This is a genomic window from Rheinheimera sp. A13L (genome assembly GCF_000217935.1).
Lineage (GTDB): Bacteria > Pseudomonadota > Gammaproteobacteria > Enterobacterales > Alteromonadaceae > Pararheinheimera.
In genome coordinates this window covers 92,074-110,632 of record NZ_AFHI01000002.1, presented here as the reverse complement: position 1 = coordinate 110,632, position 18,559 = coordinate 92,074, and the positions used below count along the sequence as shown (strand labels likewise).

At 46.1% G+C, this 18,559-nt stretch carries 16 protein-coding genes; 5 read left to right on the top strand and 11 right to left on the bottom strand.

The window, feature by feature from the left end:
* Position 1 precedes the first annotated feature (1 nt).
* Positions 2–730: a tRNA1(Val) (adenine(37)-N6)-methyltransferase gene (locus tag RHEIN_RS01975; protein ID WP_008897298.1), complete on the bottom strand. Its 729-nt coding sequence runs from the start codon at positions 728–730 to the stop codon at positions 2–4.
* A 113-nt stretch (positions 731–843) separates the two neighbouring features.
* Here RHEIN_RS01975 and srmB point away from each other — a divergent pair, with 113 nt between their 5' ends.
* Complete coding sequence (gene srmB / locus RHEIN_RS01970; RefSeq protein ID WP_237704326.1) at positions 844–2,103, top strand: ATP-dependent RNA helicase SrmB; 1,260 nt, start codon at positions 844–846, stop codon at positions 2,101–2,103.
* Positions 2,104–2,172: 69 nt separating this feature from the next.
* Here srmB and RHEIN_RS01965 read toward each other — a convergent pair whose 3' ends face one another.
* The 3 genes from RHEIN_RS01965 to yaaA all read right to left on the bottom strand — a co-directional run bounded on the left by RHEIN_RS01965 (position 2,173) and on the right by yaaA (position 5,402).
* The gene (locus RHEIN_RS01965; protein WP_040554276.1) at positions 2,173–3,024 is read right to left on the bottom strand and encodes a hypothetical protein; all 852 of its coding nucleotides are present in this window, start codon (positions 3,022–3,024) and stop codon (positions 2,173–2,175) included.
* Positions 3,025–3,204: 180 nt separating this feature from the next.
* Positions 3,205–4,503, bottom strand: a complete 1,299-nt coding sequence (locus tag RHEIN_RS01960; protein WP_008897295.1) for an inosine/guanosine kinase — start codon at positions 4,501–4,503, stop codon at positions 3,205–3,207.
* A 116-nt stretch (positions 4,504–4,619) separates the two neighbouring features.
* Complete coding sequence (gene yaaA / locus RHEIN_RS01955; protein WP_008897294.1) at positions 4,620–5,402, bottom strand: peroxide stress protein YaaA; 783 nt, start codon at positions 5,400–5,402, stop codon at positions 4,620–4,622.
* Between the two features lie 296 nt (positions 5,403–5,698).
* Between yaaA and tal the strand changes: the two genes are divergently transcribed.
* The 3 genes from tal to RHEIN_RS20605 all read left to right on the top strand — a co-directional run bounded on the left by tal (position 5,699) and on the right by RHEIN_RS20605 (position 8,617).
* Positions 5,699–6,655, top strand: a complete 957-nt coding sequence (tal, locus tag RHEIN_RS01950) for a transaldolase (RefSeq protein ID WP_008897293.1) — start codon at positions 5,699–5,701, stop codon at positions 6,653–6,655.
* Between the two features lie 36 nt (positions 6,656–6,691).
* Positions 6,692–8,320: a glucose-6-phosphate isomerase gene (pgi, locus tag RHEIN_RS01945; RefSeq protein WP_008897292.1), complete on the top strand. Its 1,629-nt coding sequence runs from the start codon at positions 6,692–6,694 to the stop codon at positions 8,318–8,320.
* Positions 8,321–8,440: 120 nt separating this feature from the next.
* Positions 8,441–8,617: a DUF3545 family protein gene (locus RHEIN_RS20605; RefSeq protein ID WP_008897291.1), complete on the top strand. Its 177-nt coding sequence runs from the start codon at positions 8,441–8,443 to the stop codon at positions 8,615–8,617.
* Between the two features lie 281 nt (positions 8,618–8,898).
* On the opposite strand, the gene ung is transcribed toward RHEIN_RS20605, so the two are convergent.
* From ung to RHEIN_RS01910, 7 genes are all read right to left on the bottom strand, one after another.
* Positions 8,899–9,561, bottom strand: a complete 663-nt coding sequence (ung, locus tag RHEIN_RS01940; protein WP_008897290.1) for a uracil-DNA glycosylase — start codon at positions 9,559–9,561, stop codon at positions 8,899–8,901.
* 3 nt (positions 9,562–9,564) lie between these two features.
* Complete coding sequence (gene thrC / locus RHEIN_RS01935) at positions 9,565–10,854, bottom strand: threonine synthase (RefSeq protein ID WP_008897289.1); 1,290 nt, start codon at positions 10,852–10,854, stop codon at positions 9,565–9,567.
* A gap of 9 nt (positions 10,855–10,863) precedes the next feature.
* Positions 10,864–11,796: a homoserine kinase gene (thrB, locus tag RHEIN_RS01930; RefSeq protein WP_008897288.1), complete on the bottom strand. Its 933-nt coding sequence runs from the start codon at positions 11,794–11,796 to the stop codon at positions 10,864–10,866.
* Position 11,797: 1 nt separating this feature from the next.
* Complete coding sequence (gene thrA, locus RHEIN_RS01925) at positions 11,798–14,257, bottom strand: bifunctional aspartate kinase/homoserine dehydrogenase I (RefSeq protein WP_008897287.1); 2,460 nt, start codon at positions 14,255–14,257, stop codon at positions 11,798–11,800.
* Positions 14,258–14,471: 214 nt separating this feature from the next.
* Entirely contained in the window at positions 14,472–15,440 is a 969-nt protein-coding gene (locus tag RHEIN_RS01920; protein WP_008897286.1) for a sensor domain-containing diguanylate cyclase, read from the bottom strand.
* The gene (locus tag RHEIN_RS01915; RefSeq protein WP_008897285.1) at positions 15,440–16,051 is read right to left on the bottom strand and encodes a hypothetical protein; all 612 of its coding nucleotides are present in this window, start codon (positions 16,049–16,051) and stop codon (positions 15,440–15,442) included. Before RHEIN_RS01915 ends, RHEIN_RS01920 begins: the two co-directional genes overlap by 1 nt.
* A complete protein-coding gene (locus tag RHEIN_RS01910) occupies positions 16,048–16,413 on the bottom strand; it encodes a response regulator (RefSeq protein WP_008897284.1) in 366 nt (121 codons plus the stop codon). The genes RHEIN_RS01915 and RHEIN_RS01910 overlap by 4 nt, the downstream gene beginning before the upstream one ends.
* A 274-nt stretch (positions 16,414–16,687) precedes the next feature.
* Between RHEIN_RS01910 and RHEIN_RS01905 the strand changes: the two genes are divergently transcribed.
* Entirely contained in the window at positions 16,688–18,436 is a 1,749-nt protein-coding gene (locus RHEIN_RS01905) for a sensor histidine kinase (RefSeq protein ID WP_008897283.1), read from the top strand.
* Positions 18,437–18,559 lie beyond the last annotated feature (123 nt).

The window sequence follows — 18,559 nt, the reverse complement described above, 5'->3', positions numbered from 1 at the left end:
CTTAAAACCTTAAATAAAAATCGGCCAGCAGTGTGCGATACTCATCACTGTAATGGCCCGGGCTTTGCTGTATCAAGAGTTCTGTGTGTTCACTCTGGCCAGTTTCGGCACCGGCACTAAAATCCAGTAACTGCAATTTAGCTGCTTTATGCGCAGCGGTTTTGACCAGACAACGCCGCTGTAAAGTCCAGCCAGCCTGTTCTGCCACGGAGATGAAATCAATATCCGCAGGCAAAACCAAACAAAAATGAGCATTCGTAGTAGCGAGCTTTTTAGCAACCACTGCTAAGTCCTTAAAAGATAAGCTATCGGTATGGCGGGCCTGATGCCGCTTTGGATCAACAGCAGCTAAACTTTGCTGAAAATAAGGCGGATTGCTGATAATCAGCTCAAATCTATGCTCTGGTTGGTTATCCTTCGCCGCATAGGTTAGAATATCGGCCTGAATGACTTGGATTTGTGCCGCCCAGCGACTGGCCGCCACATTATCCTGCGCCTGTATGGCCGCATCCTGGTCCAGCTCAACCGCATAAACCGCAGGGTTCAGCCCTGATTTTTGCATTCGCTGCGCCAGCATCAGAGACAAAATGCCACTACCAGCGCCTATATCCAGCGCTGTGCCAGCCTTGGGTAAAGTTGCCCAGGCGCCCAGCAGGAAGGCGTCCGTGCTGACTTTCATCGCACAGCGGTCGTGGCCAACAAAAAATTCTTTACACCGAAAGCCGCTCACAACTGTCCTTACTGACTAAGGCCAAAAGAGTGGCAGTGTATAAGAAGCTGTTTTGTATGTCAGTACAGAACATCATCTTATTAAACGTGATTTAAACAGAAGGTAAGAACAGCGTGAGCGAAATTAACACTGCACAGGAAAAAATGACCTTTGCTGAGTTTCAACTGGATGAGAGCTTAGAAAAAACCCTGAGTAAAGCGGGTTTTAAAGAAGCGACCAGCATTCAGAAACTGGCTATTCCTGTGGCTTTGGAAGGCCGCGACATACTGGCCAGTGCGCCTACAGGCACAGGCAAAACCCTGGCGTTTTTATTGCCGGCTATTCAGTACCTGCTGGATTTTCCACGTCGTGAGCCGGGTTTCGCCCGAGTTCTCATCATGACGCCAACCCGTGAGCTGGCTTACCAGATTTTTGAGCAGGTGCAGCAACTGATTATGCTGACCGACCTGCATGCTGGTGTGATCACCGGCGGTATCAACTACGGCAGTCACAAAGAAACCTTAGAAAAAAACAACGATATTCTGGTGGCCACACCAGGTCGTTTAATTGAGTATCTGGATAACGAAAGTTTCCATGCTGACGAAGTGGAAGTACTGATCCTCGACGAAGCGGACCGTATGCTGGATATGGGTTTTGTCGGTGAAATGAACCGCATCATTCTGGAAGCTAAACGTCGCCGTCAGACCATGTTGTTCTCCGCCACTCTGGAAGGCAATGGCGTCAATAAGTTTTCTGAACGCGCTTTGCGTGAGCCTGTGCTGGTTGAAGCTGCACCTCCACGTCGTGAAAAAGCCAAAATTCTGCAGTGGATGCACGCAGCTGACGACGCTGATCATAAACTCGCACTGCTTATCCATATCCTGAAACAGGAAGACGTCAGCAAAGTCATAGTTTTTGTGAAAACCCGTGAGCGTTTAGCCACCTTAACAGGCCAGTTGGAAGCCGCAGGTTTAAAATGTTGCTGGTTACAGGGTGAAATGGCACAAGACAAACGTCAGACTGCTTTAGCGCGTTTCAGTAACAATCAGGTGCGTATTCTGGTAGCGACTGATATAGCGGCCCGTGGTCTGGATATCGACGATATCACTCATGTGATTAACTACGATATGCCACGTACTGCGGATGTTTATGTACACCGTATTGGTCGTACTGGCCGCGCCGGTAAAAAAGGCACAGCAATTTCGTTAGTGGAAGCCCATGATATCGGTGTGGTGGGTAAAGTAGAGCGTTACACAGAGCAGCCGTTAAAACGCCGCTTTATTGAAGGCATGCGTCCTAAACACAAAGAAGCCAAAGCGCCGACTAAACAGAAAAAACCTAAAACAGCAGCCAAGAAAAAAGCGCTGAAAAAAGCGGCCAAGGCTAAGGGTTAATTCTTTATTTCTGGTCACCAGGTTCGCTGTCAAACACAGCAAACCTGGTGACCACAGCCAAACCTCTGCTTAGTCCGAATCTCCCAGCATCAGCATGTTATAGTTCTGCAAAAAGTCTTGTTGCCGCTCTGCTGGTACTGTTTTTAAATGCAAGTCCAGATAGGCTTGAGTACCTGCCATAGATTCAATACTTTGATTTAGCTGATCAATAATAGCTTGTCCGGTTTCACTTTTATTACAAGAAAAATACGCCAGTTGCAAAGATTCTGCCTCTGCCACATTGTAACCTTCCAGTTTACTGGCATCGGTGGTCGCCAACATAAAAGGATATTCAAGAACAGCTGAAACTCTATGTTGCTGCAGCATAGGCCAAAGTTGAGCTATCTGTGCGCCACTTTGTTTAAAGTATAAATTACGGCTGACCGCATTCTCTTTGAATAGCAGATCTAAATCAGAGCCGTAAGAGCGATCTCTATCCAGCCCAATGATAAAGTCTGGTTCAGTCAGCAATAACTCACGTAATCTGACTTTGCCGCCCCATTGCTTTAACTTGGTTTGTAGTCGCTGATGCAACATGCTTTCTGCCGCCAAATACAGTTTCAGCCCTTCTATGGCAGAAAATGGTTTGCTGAACAAAAACTCTGCTTCACGTTGTGGATTTTTCAGAATACTGGCCATGCAGCTATTGGGTGAAGTACGGGTCAATTCACTGGCTTTGGTATGATTAACTAACGCAAAACCCGGTCGTAGTCCGGAGTTATGCGCGAAAATCAGTCGCATTAAACTCAGCTCTAAACTTTCGTTGGCAGCCGGCTCTTGGGTCAGCCAATCCGGGGACATTTTACTTTGAAACTTTACATCCAAAGGTTCTGCAACGGCAAAAAAACTCAAAAAACTTAGCAATACAACCTGCTGCCACACAGTATTTACCGGGTTTAGAACTCATAACCGCAGCATAGAAGCTTCTGGACCTTGCTGTAAAGCACTATGTTGTATCAGGCCCAACCTGCTACAACAGGCCTTAACGAAAAAACCTCATCAACGCATAGCTTTGATGAGGTTTCAGGCTGGTCAGGTTTTTTATGCAGCATCAGACTGTTGTTATCTGTCCCAGTAACTTTCTTCCAGCGAGTCTTCTTTTTCAGGTAAACCTTTGGATAAACGGGGGGCGTTTTGAACCAGAATAGCGTAACTGACGCGGTTAGCGTACTTACAGATCTGAGCAAAGGACGAGTAAGCCAGATAAGGTTGTTCGTGTTTACTGGATAAAGGCAAGGTTTGACGGTGAAAATGATTGGCGGCTATATCATGCAAAATAGCAGCTAAAGCACCATCGCCAGCACCATTGGTATTTTTAATCCGCTCAGGCCCACCTAAATAAGGGTCGATGTGCGAGTAAACTTTCACTGGCTGCTGACAGTCTTTTCTTTGCATAGGGCGGCTGAATTCGAACTCGTTGTAATCAGCCAAAGCACCTGATTTAATTGGATTTGTAGTTTCACGTTTGACTGATGCGTCTGTGTATCCGCATAAATACAAACCTTCTGGGCCTGCGGTTAACAGCACCATATCGACATAATCCAAAGCCGCTTCTGCAGCTAACAGAGGATCAGCAAAACCAGTTAAAGCTTCAGCTTCCAGTTCATTCATCGCCAGCACATTGACATACTGTGCCAGAGTTTGCTGGATCACTACCTGATGTTCTTCCACTAAATGTTTAGTACCTAAGCTCATCACTACAGGTACATCAGCAACTTTGGCATCAGATAAAGTTTTAACCATGGCTTGTTGGATGGGTTGGTCGGTCGCGCGCAGCGGATAAGCACTAACCACTACCGCAGCAGCTTTGGAGATAATATCTGTTGGAATATAAGCAGCAGTTAACTCGTCCATATCACCCGGGTCAATCACAAAAGTGCGTTCGCCATCCGGAGTGATCAGGGTAATACCACGACCTATATCACCTGGCACACCTTGCAGATGGTTCATATCCACTTTGCTGCTGGTATGGCATAAATAGTGATAGGCAGGAGAACCCAGTTGGATATTGGACGACATCACGCCCAATAACACAGATTTGTCGTCGGCCAGTACTGAATAGTTGTGCACTGTGTTGCCAATAGTGCCGCCAGCAAAGTGATCAGAAATAGCATTGGAGCCTACCAGTTCCTGATAAATCAGATCGGCTTTGCCATGTTCTACTAAATTTGATAAGCCTTTGCCTATGCCGTACTTTTCCAGAAATTCATCGCTGACGTTGGCTATTACATCCACTATGGTTTGGTCCAAACCCACAATATAAGTGTCCAGTTCTGGCCGCACTTCGTAGCTGGGTAAGGTCAGCTTAGGCTGAGACACAGGAAAATAATGTTTGAGTTTACGACGACCAGGGAATTTCATAGGGCAACACTCAGATCAATAGAGCCGCGCATTTTAGCAAAAGCCAATTAAAAAAGCGCAACAAAAAGCCGCAGTTTTATGCGGCTTTTATGGTTTTTCTATACTAAAAAACAATGCTATCCGTCTTGCTGTTGCATTCGTGTAAACACCAGCTTGTCAGCTTTAGATTCAGCGCTGCTGAACTGGTAACCAGCACTGTTAAATTGCTTTAACCCTTCAACTTCTTTGATCTGCTGCTCAATGACAAAACGTGCCATCAGGCCACGGGCTTTTTTCGCAAAAAAACTGATGATTTTATACTGACCATTTTTGAAGTCTTTAAACTCCACATTCACTACTTTGGCTTTTAGCGCTTTTTTATCCACAGCTTTAAAGTATTCCTGAGAAGCCAAATTCAACAAAGTTTGTGAATTTAGCTGCTCGAGCTGCTGGTTTAGTTCAGTACTGATGCGGTCGCCCCAAAACTGGTAAAGATTCTTGCCACGGCCATTTTCTAACGAAGTGCCCATTTCCAGACGGTAAGGTTGCATCAAATCCAGCGGCCTTAACACACCATACAAACCACTTAAAATACGCAAATGCTGCTGAGCATAGTCCAGATCTTTTTGTTTCAGGCTGGACGCTTGCAAACCCTGATACACATCGCCATTAAAAGCAAAGACAGCCTGACGGGCGTTGTCCGCTGTAAAAGGCGTGGACCACTCTGCAAAACGTGCCGCATTAAGGCCCGCCAGTTTGTCACTGATATGCATCAGGCTGGACAGCTGAGCTGGCGTCAGGTCACGGCAATAAGGCATCAATTCAAGGCTTTGATCAAGTAAAGCGGGTTGGCTGAATGCCTGGACTGGTAATGGGCTTTGATAATCTAAATCTTTGGCGGGTGATATCACCATCAACATGGGTTTTGGCTTCCTGTACAACTAAGGCTGGAGACTATATCAAAACATCAGCTTTGATTCGACAATAAAACTCAATACGGACGCGGCTTTGCCATGGTTTTTACTTTTTTTAATGTTAAGCTCAGGTTAACATGAAAGGCGCATGCTCCTTGCACTGCAACAGCTGTATCAGCACCCATTCGAAATGTCGGAAACTTGCCCTAAAAGCAGGTTTTTATGTTGTAATTTTCCTACATTTATTTAGTATAAAACTTAATATCACGAAGTTGTGATCAGAAAAACGGTAATAAAACAATATGAGCACATTACTAGAACAGCTAAAAGCAGTGACAACTGTAGTAGTCGACAGCGGTGACTTAGGCGCCATTGAACAGTTCCGCCCTGTAGATGCCACCACTAACCCTTCTTTATTACTAAACGCCAGTCAGCTGGAGTTTTCTAAGCCTTTATTGGCTCAGGCTGTGGCTTACGCCAAAAGCAAAAGCTCAGATCTGGCAACACAAGTCAGCATCGCCAGTGATAAGTTTGCGGTTGATATTGGTACCCAGATCAGCAAGTTAGTGCCAGGCCGAGTTTCTACTGAAGTAGATGCACGCTTGTCTTTTGATACCCAGGCCAGCATCACTAAAGCGCTGCAACTGGTCGCTTTGTATGAAGAAAATGGCATCAGCAAAGATCGTATTCTGATCAAAATAGCGTCAACCTGGGAAGGTATTCAGGCGGCCCGCCAACTGGAACTACAAGGTATTCAATGCAACCTGACGCTGCTATTCCATATGGCGCAGGCCCGTGCTTGTGCTGAAGCTGGTGTGTTTTTAATTTCGCCTTTTGTTGGCCGTATTCTGGATTGGTACAAAGCAGCCACCAAACAAGACTACACGGCAGAAACCGATCCTGGTGTAGTTTCTGTACGCGAAATTTACCGTTATTTCAAAACTTATGGCCATAAAACTGTGGTGATGGGTGCGAGCTTTCGCAATATAGGTGAAGTTTTAGCCCTGGCAGGCTGTGACCGTTTAACCATCAGCCCGGGATTACTGGAAGAATTGAGCCAGCAGCAAGGCGATTTAACAGTTCATCTGAAAGATACAGGTGCTACAGCACAAGAAACTGCGGCTTTAACTGAAGCAGCATTCCGCTGGGCACTGAATGAAGATGCAATGGCGACAGAAAAGCTGTCGGAAGGTATTCGTAAATTTGCCGTTGATCAGCGCAAGCTGGAAAGTCTGATTCAGGCCCAATTACAGGCCTAGTTACATTTCACCACAGTGAACACTACAGGAGTTTATATGATGTCGTCTGCAGTCTGGGCTGAATTAAAACAGCTGGCGCAACAGCCTTTGTCCTTGCGTCAGGAGTTTGCCGCAGATCCAAAACGTGCTGAAAAATTTCAGGTCAGTGCCTGCGGTATTCACCTGGATTTTGCCAAAAACCTGATCACAGATAGCATCTGGCAAAAGCTGCTGGAGTTGGCAAAACAAAGCCAGATCCAACACAAAACTCAGCAGATGCTCCAGGGCGACAAAATTAACAACACGGAACAACGTGCTGTCTGGCACATGGCATTACGTGCAGATACAACCACTGCGCTGGTGTTAGATGGTGTTGATTTGCAACCAGAAATTCAGGCCTGTCACGCGCAAATGGCGGAGCTGATAGGCCAGTTGCATCAGGGTGAATACAAAGGTTATCAGGGTGATGCCATTACCGATCTGATCTGGATTGGTATAGGTGGCTCTTTGTTGGGCCCACAAATGGCCTGTGAAGCTTTAGCGCCTTTTAACCAAAGCCCGGTGCGTATTCACTTTGCCGGCAATATAGACGGCGCAGTAGTCTCTGATGTGGTGAAAAACTTAAACCCTGCCACGACCCTGGTCTTTGTTGCTTCCAAGTCTTTTGGTACCGAAGAAACCAAACAAAATGCCTTGGCTGTACGTCAGTGGTTCACTGATAAAGGTGCAGACAAAGCCGCTATAGCTCTGCATTTCTGGGCGACCTCGTCCAATATCAAAGCAGCAGCTGAATTTGGCATAGTGGCTGAACATATTCTGCCAATGTGGGACTGGGTGGGTGGTCGTTATTCATTGTGGTCTGCCATAGGCTTCCCTGTTGCATTGCAACTGGGCATGCAGCAGTTTCAACAACTGCTCAAAGGCGCCCGTGATATGGACCAGCATTTTATCAACGCCCCCCTTGAGCAAAATATGCCGCTGATTTTGGCCTTGCTTGGCGTCTGGTATATCAATGCCAAAGGCTGTCAGGCTCAGGCTTTGCTGCCTTACAGCCATTATTTACGTTTCCTGCCCTCTTATGTGCAACAGCTGGATATGGAAAGTAATGGTAAAGGGGTGGATGTCGATGGCAAGCCACTCACCGATGCCACAGCTCCGGTAATTTGGGGGGATGCGGGTACCAATGGTCAACATGCGTACCACCAGTTATTACACCAAAGTGCGCTGGCTGTGCCGTCAGACTTTATTCTGCCTGCCAAAGTCAGTCACGAGCTAAACGATCACCACCACAGATTAGCGGCTCATTGTTTTGCCCAGACTCAGGCCTTGATGCAAGGTAAAACCTTTGCAGAAGCCAAAGCTGAAGTTTTGGCAAGCGGTGCTTCAGAAGAAGAAGCTATTGCTTTGGCACCACATAAAGTGTCGCCTGGTAATAAGCCAAGCAACACTTTATTGCTGCCGGAATTATCACCTTATTACTTAGGTGCCTTGATTGCGCTCTATGAGCAAAAGGTGTTCTGCCAGGGTGTGCTTTGGAATATCAACTCTTTTGATCAGTGGGGTGTAGAACTGGGTAAGCAGTTATCAACGCCTATTTATCAGGTGTTATCTGATCAACAAAAAAACAGCTTTGATGCGTCTACAGAGGCACTTATCGCAAAATTTAAGCAGTTGAACTTGGGCTAAACCGTTGAATGAACGAAAAACATTCATTTTTCGTTCATATTTGTGTCAAAGAGTTATTTTATTTTTAGACAAAGTGTGGTACTAATTTGTTGAAAATAACAACAACTCAGAGGGGCAACCATGGAAAGCTTCGAAGACTTACTGAATATGTTGGAGCGTCCTGCGACCAAGAGCCGTGCAGTCAAACGCAAGTGGCGCGAAATTGAAGCAGTCAAAGAACGCCAGCGCTTAAAACGAGAACTGGAAGACATAGACTGGACCATAGAACCTGAGTTAGTTGACATCGAATTAAGTTAATAAAAAGCCCCGGCAGCAATGTCGGGGCTTTTTATTTTACAGTCATCTAACGTACGGGCGACCTTTATGGTCGCCCGTCTATGTGTAAGGCACAACCTTTGTAACCCTAAGTAATTGGTGTTGCAGCTAGGCGACAAGCGCGTGAGACCCCAGGAGCATAGTTGTCCTATGTGTCTATGGATGGAGGCGGATGCTCGCCAGAGAGCACAGTTAATCCATCGAAATATGTGACTGGGGCGAAAGCGAGCAGTCAACAACGCTGCGGCGCCAAGTACGACGGGTTAAACTTGCCAGCAGATTGGGGTCTTACCTTGCTGCTGCAATAGCTCATTTGCCTTTGCAAAGTGGCCGCACCCTAAAAAGCCGCGATGCGCTGACAAAGGTGATGGATGAGGTGCTGTCAGAATATGGTGCTTTGCCTGGTCTATCAGCTGTGATTTTTTAATCGCATGGCTGCCCCATAACAAAAAGACTATGCCTTCTGCGTTGGCACTGATAGCCCGGATCACCTGATCGGTAAACTGCTCCCAGCCTAAATTACGGTGTGAATTCGCTTCGTTTGCCACCACAGTCAAGGCTGTATTGAGTAACAACACCCCCTGCTCTGCCCAGCTTTCCAGACAACCATGTTTGGGCACCTGAAAATCCACATACTCCAGCGCCAGCTCTTTGTAGATGTTACGCAGAGAAGGCGGAATGGCGACTCCTGCAGGCACAGAAAAACTTAAACCATGGGCCTGATTTGGACCATGGTAAGGATCTTGCCCTATGACTACCACTTTCATCTCTGCAAAAGGCGTCAGCTTAAAAGCATTAAACACCAGTGCCTCAGGTGGATAAATCACCTGGCCTGCAGCACGTTGTTGTTTTAAGTAATCCATGGTTTGCAGAAAATAGGGCTGATTTTTTTCAGCCCCAATCACGTCTTGCCAGTTTAAAGACACAGTTTATTTATCCAGAGTCAGTAAGAATTGGCGTAATTGTACAAAATCCGGCGCCATATCTGCACTTAAACTTGTCTCAGATGCCACAGCAGCTAACTCAGGTGGTAAGGCAATAGGACTGCCAAGGATGTTTTCGACCTGTTCTTTAAATTTCGCCGGATGCGCAGTGCCTAAGAAAATACCAAATTCACCGTCCTGTAAGCTGCGTTTTAACGCTTTGTAAGCAATAGCAGCATGAGGTTCGCTGACATAACCTAAATGCGCCAATAAACGCATAGAGACCTGGGTATCTTCTTCGTCGACCATCACAGCTTCTAAATCGTCGCGGGAAATTTTACCTTGCGCCAATAAAGCTTCAACCCGTGGCCAGTTATTCGGCGCACTGACGTCCATCGCATTGGATAAGGTTGCCACAGTTTTGTTCGGCGCCCACTGACCATCTTTCCAGTAACGTGGCACAGTGTCGTTTAAGTTAGTGGCAGCTATCATACGTTTGATAGGTAAACCTAATACCTTGGCAATCAAACCAGCGGTCAGGTTACCAAAGTTACCACTGGGTACAGCAATGACAATTTGATCTCTTTTGTCTTTTGGCACCTGAGCCACAGCTTCAAAGTAATAACAAATCTGGGCAAATAAACGGCTGATATTAATAGAGTTCGCTGAGTTGATATTCAGCTGCTTGACTAACTCACGGTCGTTAAATACATCTTTCACCAGCGCCTGACACTGATCAAAGTCAGCTTCTACCGCCAATGTATGGATGTTATGACCTAAGGTAGTAAACAGCTTTTCCTGTAGTGGGCTGATTTTTCCTTTTGGAAATAAAATCACCACATCCACACCAGCCTGCTGATAAAAAGCATGAGCTACAGCTGCGCCCGTATCCCCTGAAGTTGCGGTCACAATAGTGGTTTTACTGACATTCTGCTGCTTTTGCGCCTGAATTAAAGCCTGTGCCATAAAACGGCCACCAAAGTCTTTAAAGGCTAAAGTGGGGCCATGGAATAACTCTAAACAGGCCACATCCTCTGTTACCTGCGCTAAAGGCGCCGGAAACTGAAAAGCGTTACTTACCATCTGATGGATTTGTTCAGCAGAAAGCTCATCACCTATTAATGCTTCCAGCACTTTGGCGCTACGCTCGACAAAAGGCAGTTCTAATAAAGCCTCAATATCCAGTGTTGGCCACTGGGTTGGGAAAAACAGGCCCTGCTGCTCACCCAAACCAATACGCACTGCGTCTAAAAAACTAACTTGTTGTGAAGCGACTTTGGTATTTGTTAATTGCATTTTTACATCCTACAGCGCACGTGCGCCTTGTCTCGCCAGACGACAGACTGTAGTCATGGCATCTGAGTTTTTAGCGTAATGCTGTTGTAAATAATCAGCGGCAAATTGAGCCTGAGTGTCATTCTGACAGACGGCAAAAATAGTAGGGCCAGCGCCGGAAATACCCACATGCCCTATACCCTGAGCTGTTAACTTGTCACGTATAGGTGCAAGTTCAGGCATCAGATGCTGACGGGCTGGTTCTGCCACCAGATCCTGCAAAGCAGCAAAAGCTTCGCTTTCATCTTTGGCATACAAAGCGCTGATAAAACGGCTTAACATGCCGGCAAAAGCTATGCTGTGCTTTAGCGTCAATTGTTGTGGCAATACAGCACGGGCTTCTTTGGTCGACAGCACAGTACCTGGGTAACAAAGTACGACTTGCCAGTGCTCAAACCAAGGCAAAGCCCGGCATAACAAAGGGCTATCCGGCAACATCAACAATAAGCCGCCGTAAAAAGACGGAGCTACGTTATCGTAATGCACTGAACCGCTGACGCCCCCTTCCAGCTGTGCCATCAGTTGCAGCAGTTGATAGTCATCTAAAGGTTTGCCGAAATAGTCATTAAAGGCATAACAGGCGACCACTATAGAGCAGGCACTGGAACCTAAACCACTGCCGACCGGCAAGTTTTTCACCAGCTCCAGCTGTAGTCTTGGCAAAGTTTGCCCTATTGCCTTTTCAAAGGCATAAAAACACTGCAGCACTAAGTTATGGTCCGTGTCTTTTGGCAACTGATGTACATAACGGCCAGTCAGGCTTAAACTCAGCTCTGCCTGCTCGCTATGAATACGCAGTTCGTCACCAAACAAAGAGCCGTCGACAGGCTCAAAAGCAGCGCCTAATAAATCAAAGCCAACAGAAAAATTCCCTGTGGATGCAGGCGCAAAATACGACTTCATATTACATCTCCTGCTGCCAGGACAAAGTCCGCATCACATCGCTGAACACACCGGCTGCTGTGACCGCAGCACCAGCGCCATACCCCCTTAATACAAAAGGAATAGGCTGGTAATACCGGGTATGAATGGCCAGCGCATTTTCACCATCTTTTACTTTGGCCAGCGGATGATCCAGATCCAGAGCTTTGATGGCCACTTTGCAGCGACCTTCATTGATTTCGCCTATATACCTAAGCACCTGGCCTTTGGCTTTTGCTTCTGCAATACGTAAAGCAAAAGCTTGATCAAGCTGTGGCAACTGCTGCATAAAAGTGGCTACATCTGTGCCTGGGGCAAAGTCATTGGGTAAAACACCTTCCACTTCAACATCAGCCAAATTCAGCATCAAACCAGACTCTCGGGCCATGATCAGTAATTTACGGGCTACGTCCATACCAGATAAATCATCACGAGGATCCGGCTCGGTAAAACCTAAATCACGGGCCTGAGTGGTTACTTGTGATAAAGCAACGCCCTGCTCCAGCAAACCAAAAATATAAGATAAAGAACCGGATAAAATGCCTTCAAAAGCCACCAGCTCGTCACCGGCATTAAACAAGCCCTGTAAGGTGTCTATCACTGGTAAACCTGCGCCTACAGTGGTTTCATACAGGAAACGACGACGGTGCTGCTGTGCCACCTGACGCAACTGATGGTAATAGTCCAACGAGCCCGTATTGGCTTTTTTGTTTGGCGTCACTACATGAAAACCGGCTTTTAAGAAATCAACATACAAATTAGCCACAGGTTCTGCGCTACTGCAATCAATCAAAACCGGATTAGTTAAATGCTGCTCCTGCACAAAACGGCTTAAATCCGCCACAGAAAACTGCGCTTTGGCTTGCTGCATTTGCTGTTGCCACTGGCTTAAGTCTATGCCCTTTTCATCCAGCAACAAGGCCTTAGAGTTAGCAATACCGTAGACTTTCAGCTTGACGTTACGTTGCTGTAAGAACTGCTGCTGACGCTGAAACTGTGCCAGTAATTCACTGCCAACCACACCACAACCCACCAGAAAGACATCAATGCTTGGAATATGGCTGAAGAAGTTCTCGTGACAAACCTTCACAGCATTCTGACAGGCTTTTTGTTCTACTACGGCAGAGATAGAACGTTCGCTACTGTCCTGTGCTATAGCAACCACATTGACCCGGGCTTGTGCCAGTGAAGCGAAAAACTTAGCTGCTACACCACGGTGCTGACGCATACCGTCACCTACTAAGCTGACGATGGCCATATCGGATAATATTTGCAGTGGTCTTAATAACTTGCCTTGCAATTCCAGCTCAAACTCAAGTTCCAGCGCTTTTTTCGCAGCGGCTAAATCTAGTTGAGCCACACAAAAGCTGATACTGAATTCGGATGAAGACTGAGTGATTAAGCTGACCGATACCTGCTCACGCGCCATAGTTGCGAAGACGCGGGACGCCATGCCGACCACGCCTTTTAAGCCAGGGCCAGAGACAGTGATCAGCGCCAGATGCTCCAGACTGGAAATGCCTTTAACCAGTGAATCACCGTTATTATTTGCATCAATGCAAGTGCCGGGAGCTGCCGGATTTAAGGTATTTTTGATGTAACAAGGAATTTGAAAACGCGCCAGCGGGCCTATAGTTTTTGGATGCAGCACTTTGGCACCAAAATACGACAGCTCCATGGCTTCATCATAAGATAAATGGTCAATCAGTTTGGCTTGTTTCACCTGACGGGGGTCAGCACTGTAGACGCCATCTACATCGGTCCAGATTTCACAAACGGATGCTTTCACCGCAGCAGCCACTATAGCAGCTGAGTAGTCAGAACCATTGCGGCCTAATAAGCACAGCTCACCTTGAGCGTTGCTGGACACAAAACCCGCCATTACATAGACCTGAGCCGATTGTTTAGCTAAAGCCGCAGCAAAACTTTGTTCAGAAGCAGGAATATCTGCCACCGCATTTAAATAATCGCCCTGACTTTTCACCAAAGCCACTGAGTCCAGCAGCGCCACATCAACCTGACGGGATTTAAACAGAGCTGTCATCAGACAAACGCTAAACTGCTCTCCCATACCTAAAATTTGCGCCTTGATATGATCAGGGCAATAACTTAATAAACTGATACCTTGCAAACGTTCAGTCAGTTTTTGCTCTTGTTCGTCTGCCAGTTGCTGCACTGCTTTTAGCTGTTCGCTACTGACCCGCAAAGCAGCTTCTGCGATTAACTGTGCCAGACGCTGCTTCCACTGCAGCAGCAAAGGCTGATAATCCGAGCCTAAAAAAGCCAGATCTGTGAGTTCCACCAGTAAGTTGGTGACACCTTGAGGCGCAGACAACACCAGACCAACGCTCTGGTTGCCCACTTGTTGTTGCACTATATCCGCCACCTCGAGGAAGCGGGTTACCGACGCCAGAGACGAACCACCAAACTTAAGCACCCTCATGTTTTACTCCTTGCTAAACGAAAAAGGCCCGAGACAGGGAGGTCACGGGCCTTTTTGAAAACAATACGCCGCCGACCTCCTACCCCGCAGGGTTGGTGGTAATAATAATGGTGAGTGTATTGCGGATTTGTGTCTTTTTCATACTCTCTATATGCTCAAAGTTTTAGACGTCTGTCAATCTAAATGTTTAGATTATTCTGAAATTCAGTACGGCTTAATTCGCCTTGAGCAGAAATTCCGTTTCACCCGCACTAAAGACCACTACTCTGTTGCGACCATCTCTTTTGGCGTTATATAGTGCTATATCAGCCTGACCTATCAGTACTTCGTGCGCTCTGTCACCCACAGCATCCAATTGAGCCACACCTATACTGACTGATGTTGCTATAGATTGATCATGGAATGTGACAGCTGTGCTGTTGACAGCCAGACAAACACGTTCAGCAACTTCCAGAGCACCAGCCAAAGCTGTATTGGTCAGTACTATGCCAAACTCCTCACCACCGTAACGGCCAAACCAGTCGGTGTCACGTAACAAAACTCGGACCCGCGCCGTAAGCTCAATCAAGACACAATCACCACCTAAATGACCATACTGATCATTGAGCTGTTTAAATTTATCCAGGTCAAACAATAACAGCGACAAAGGCTGCTGATACCGCTGAGCTCGTTGCACTTCCAGCTTTAACTGCTCTTCCCAATACCGCCGGTTTAAAGCCTGGGTTAAACCATCAATGCGGTTACTTAGTTCCAGTTTTTGTAAGGTGGTTTGTAAATGTTGCTGGTAGACAAAGGCATCAGTTGCGTCTTCAATCAGTAAACAAACATAACGTCGGCCAGCCGGATCCTTCAGCGGCAGCATAGTGCAATTTTGCGCCATATATTGACTGGAACTGGTGACAGGTCTCAGATGCGGCAACTTAATAATATACTGCCGTTGCTCCCAACTGCTAAAGGATGGGCTTTGTAATTCGAGCACTGATGCAAACTTACGCCTGAGCCAGGCTTCAGGTACATCGGTGAAGACCTGAAATAGGCTTTTTCCTTTGACATCAGAAAGTTGCACTGAACTATGGCGTTGCAAAAAGCTATTCAGGTACACCAGCTGTAACTGTTCATCTACCACCAGCACGCCACTATTTAATTGCTCCAATACAGGGCCGGTTAACCAGTCTTCAGACATCAATACTCTTCCAAAATCCGCTCAAGAATTTTCTGAATATTTAACACAGCTTCTCCTGGTATTAATAACAACATATCGCAATTAAAAGAATGATCGACCAGCTGATAACTGATGTCTACCTTTAATGCGAGTTCCCAGTGAAAGGCGGTTTCCTGCAAAGCCTCTGAGACATTGTTTTGGCGGGAGGACAACACCCTGGGAGCACTGTAGGACAAACTATTGTCAATTTGATCAGCCAGCCCATTTAAAAAAGTAGTGGTTAAAATAGAGCTGATGTCAGTGAGCATTTCAAGCTCAGAAGCACTGTCCGTGTCATACCCTAACAAAGCGGCAATACGATGCGCGTTGTCCAGTTGATACAGGACTATAGCCTCCCCTCTCAAGCCATCATTGCCTAAAAAGCCCTGGCTGACTAAAGCGGCTTCGGTATTGCTGTAACGGGCTTCAAATTGAGCAGGTATTTGAGCTGAGTTTACCAGCTCGATGGCAGGTACCTGTAAATGCACGAAGGTATTTAAAAAACGGGCAAGTTTGTCGCTGGCAAGGCCCATAGCAACATTGATCAGCTCCTGCAAACAATCCCTTTGTTCTTCAGAGAATACTGTACTCATATCAGTCCATATTGTTTCAAAATGACGACAAGTTTTTCCGGATTTACAGGTTTGTGGACAAAAGCCAAAGCCCCCAGTTCTGTGACCCGTTTTTGCATTTCCGGCTGAATGTCAGCAGAAATCACAATAACAAAACAATCCAGACCATCCTGCTTAATAGCTTCAAGCACTCCTATGCCATCCAGTTCAGGCATTGTAAGGTCTAAAAACACTAAACCAATCTCCTGACTGCGCAGAATAGCCAAAGCTTCCACGCCATTGCCAGCAGTCAGAATATCGGCGTCAAAAGACTCAGGTAAAGATTTACGCACTTGTTTTCGTGCCAGTAAAGAGTCGTCACAAATTAATACAGGTAACGCCATTAACACAGCCTCGTTATTATGGTTTTATTTGTTTTCACGTCTATGCGTTCAATTATTGGACACTGATACCATACTGAATGCAACTGCAATTGAACACCATTAAATGCGTCTTTTGCTCTAATCTAACAATTTACTGCAGCGTATTGCCAAAGCAGCTCTTGTTGCCTAGTCTCTAAGTTATTTATTACATATAGTATTTTCATTTAAACAGATCTTCTATAAGTTAGTGTTTCAATGGTATTCATCATTAAGCCGAATCAAACAAGGTTGTTTCATGCAGCAGAAAAGTTTATCGCGTAAGCTGCTGACTAAAGTTTTGTCAGTGTATTTTATCCTGACCTTTATTGTGACTTTAGGCCAGATTGTTGCGGAGTATTTCAACACCAAAGACCATATCAATGGTGAATTGGCCACATTACAACAGACCTTTTCCGGCAGTCTGACCCGCGCTATTTGGGAGTTAAACACCCAACAAGCACTGATTATTGCTGACGGTTTGCTGGCGATCCCAGCCATCGAAGGCATTATAGTAAGGGATGATAGCGGTGCTGTTATTACACAACTGGGCCGTTACATAGATATCAGCGAACGTTACAGCAATCAACTGGTGCAGGAAGGTATTAGATTAACAGAACAAAACTCAGGTTTATTTGGTTATACCTTTCCACTTATTTTTGAATTCTCCGGCCGCGCCACTCAGGTGGGCGATGTCACTCTGTTCTCCAGCCGCGCTGTGGTATTGGATCGGATTAAAATTGGTATTTATTTTCTGGTCGGTAATGCGATGTTAAAAACCACCTTTTTAATTATCCTGTTTTTACTGGCTTTCCGTAGTCAACTGACCTTACCTCTGAGTGAACTGACGCAACAAATTGAAGATCTGGAACTGGATCATCTGGAAGGCACTAAAGTTGAAGTCCGCCATGATGAAGCCAATGAACTCAGCGTGATGGCAGATGCCTTTAACCGCCTGATCGCCAGAGTCCAGGATTATAAAGTTCAGTTAGAAAGCACTCAGAAGCAGCTGCTGCATTCCAATGAAAAACTTGATCAGCACAACTTATTGTTAGAGCAGGAAGTGGCCCGTAAAACCTCAGGCTTAAGTCAAGCTATGATGGATTTACAACAGCAAAAACAAGAGCTGGAAGTTAAACAACAAGCTTTGCGGGAAGAAATAGAGCGCCGCCGCCATAGTGAAGAAGCTTTACGTGGTAAACAAAGCGAGCTGGAAAAAACTGTAGATGATTTAAAGCAAGCCCAGGATCGCTTAGTACAGTCGGAAAAAATGGCAGCTTTAGGTGGTTTTGTCGCTGGCATTACCCATGAAGTAAATACCCCAGTGGGTATAGGCGTCACAGCCACCAGCTTTCTGGCAGAAAAACTGGCGGCTCTGGATTTGGCTTATAAAGATAAAACCTTGTCGCCCAAAGTGCTGGAGCATTTTATTGAAGAAGCCAAACAAAGCACTTCTTTGTTACAGTCTAATCTGACCAGAGCTTCAGAACTGATTGCCAGCTTTAAACAAATCGCAGTAGATCAGACCAGTGATGCCATTCGTACTATTAATCTGGCCGAATATCTGCACGAAGTGATCCGGTCTTTACAGCCAAACTTTAAAAAAACCCGCCATCATATTGATGTGAACTGCCCTGAGAGCCTGATGTTAAGTTGCCCTGCCGGTGCTATTTCACAGATTTTTACCAACCTTTTGATGAACTCGTTAATTCACGGTTTTGAAGAGCTGGAAGAAGGTTATATCCGCATTACCGTACTGGATGAAGGTCAGATGGTTGATATTACTTACTCTGACAATGGCCGTGGCTTGACCCAGGAGCAACTGGAAAAACTGTTCCATCCGTTTTTCACGACAAAACGGGATCAGGGCGGCAGCGGTTTAGGTACCCATATTACCTATAATCTGGTCCGTCAGACGCTGGGTGGTTCAATACAGGTCAGCAGCGAACCTGGCCATGGCCTGAGTTACCATATTCGTTTCCCGAAAAACTTAAAACGTAATTCCTAAACCTTATCCCACAGAACAGAGCCCGGTCTTGTGCACCGGGCTCTGTTATTTTCAGCGGAAAAAGTCAAAATCCTGCAGTTGAACTCTGTATACTAAGCCGCAATTCTTCAAGCTAGAGTAGTC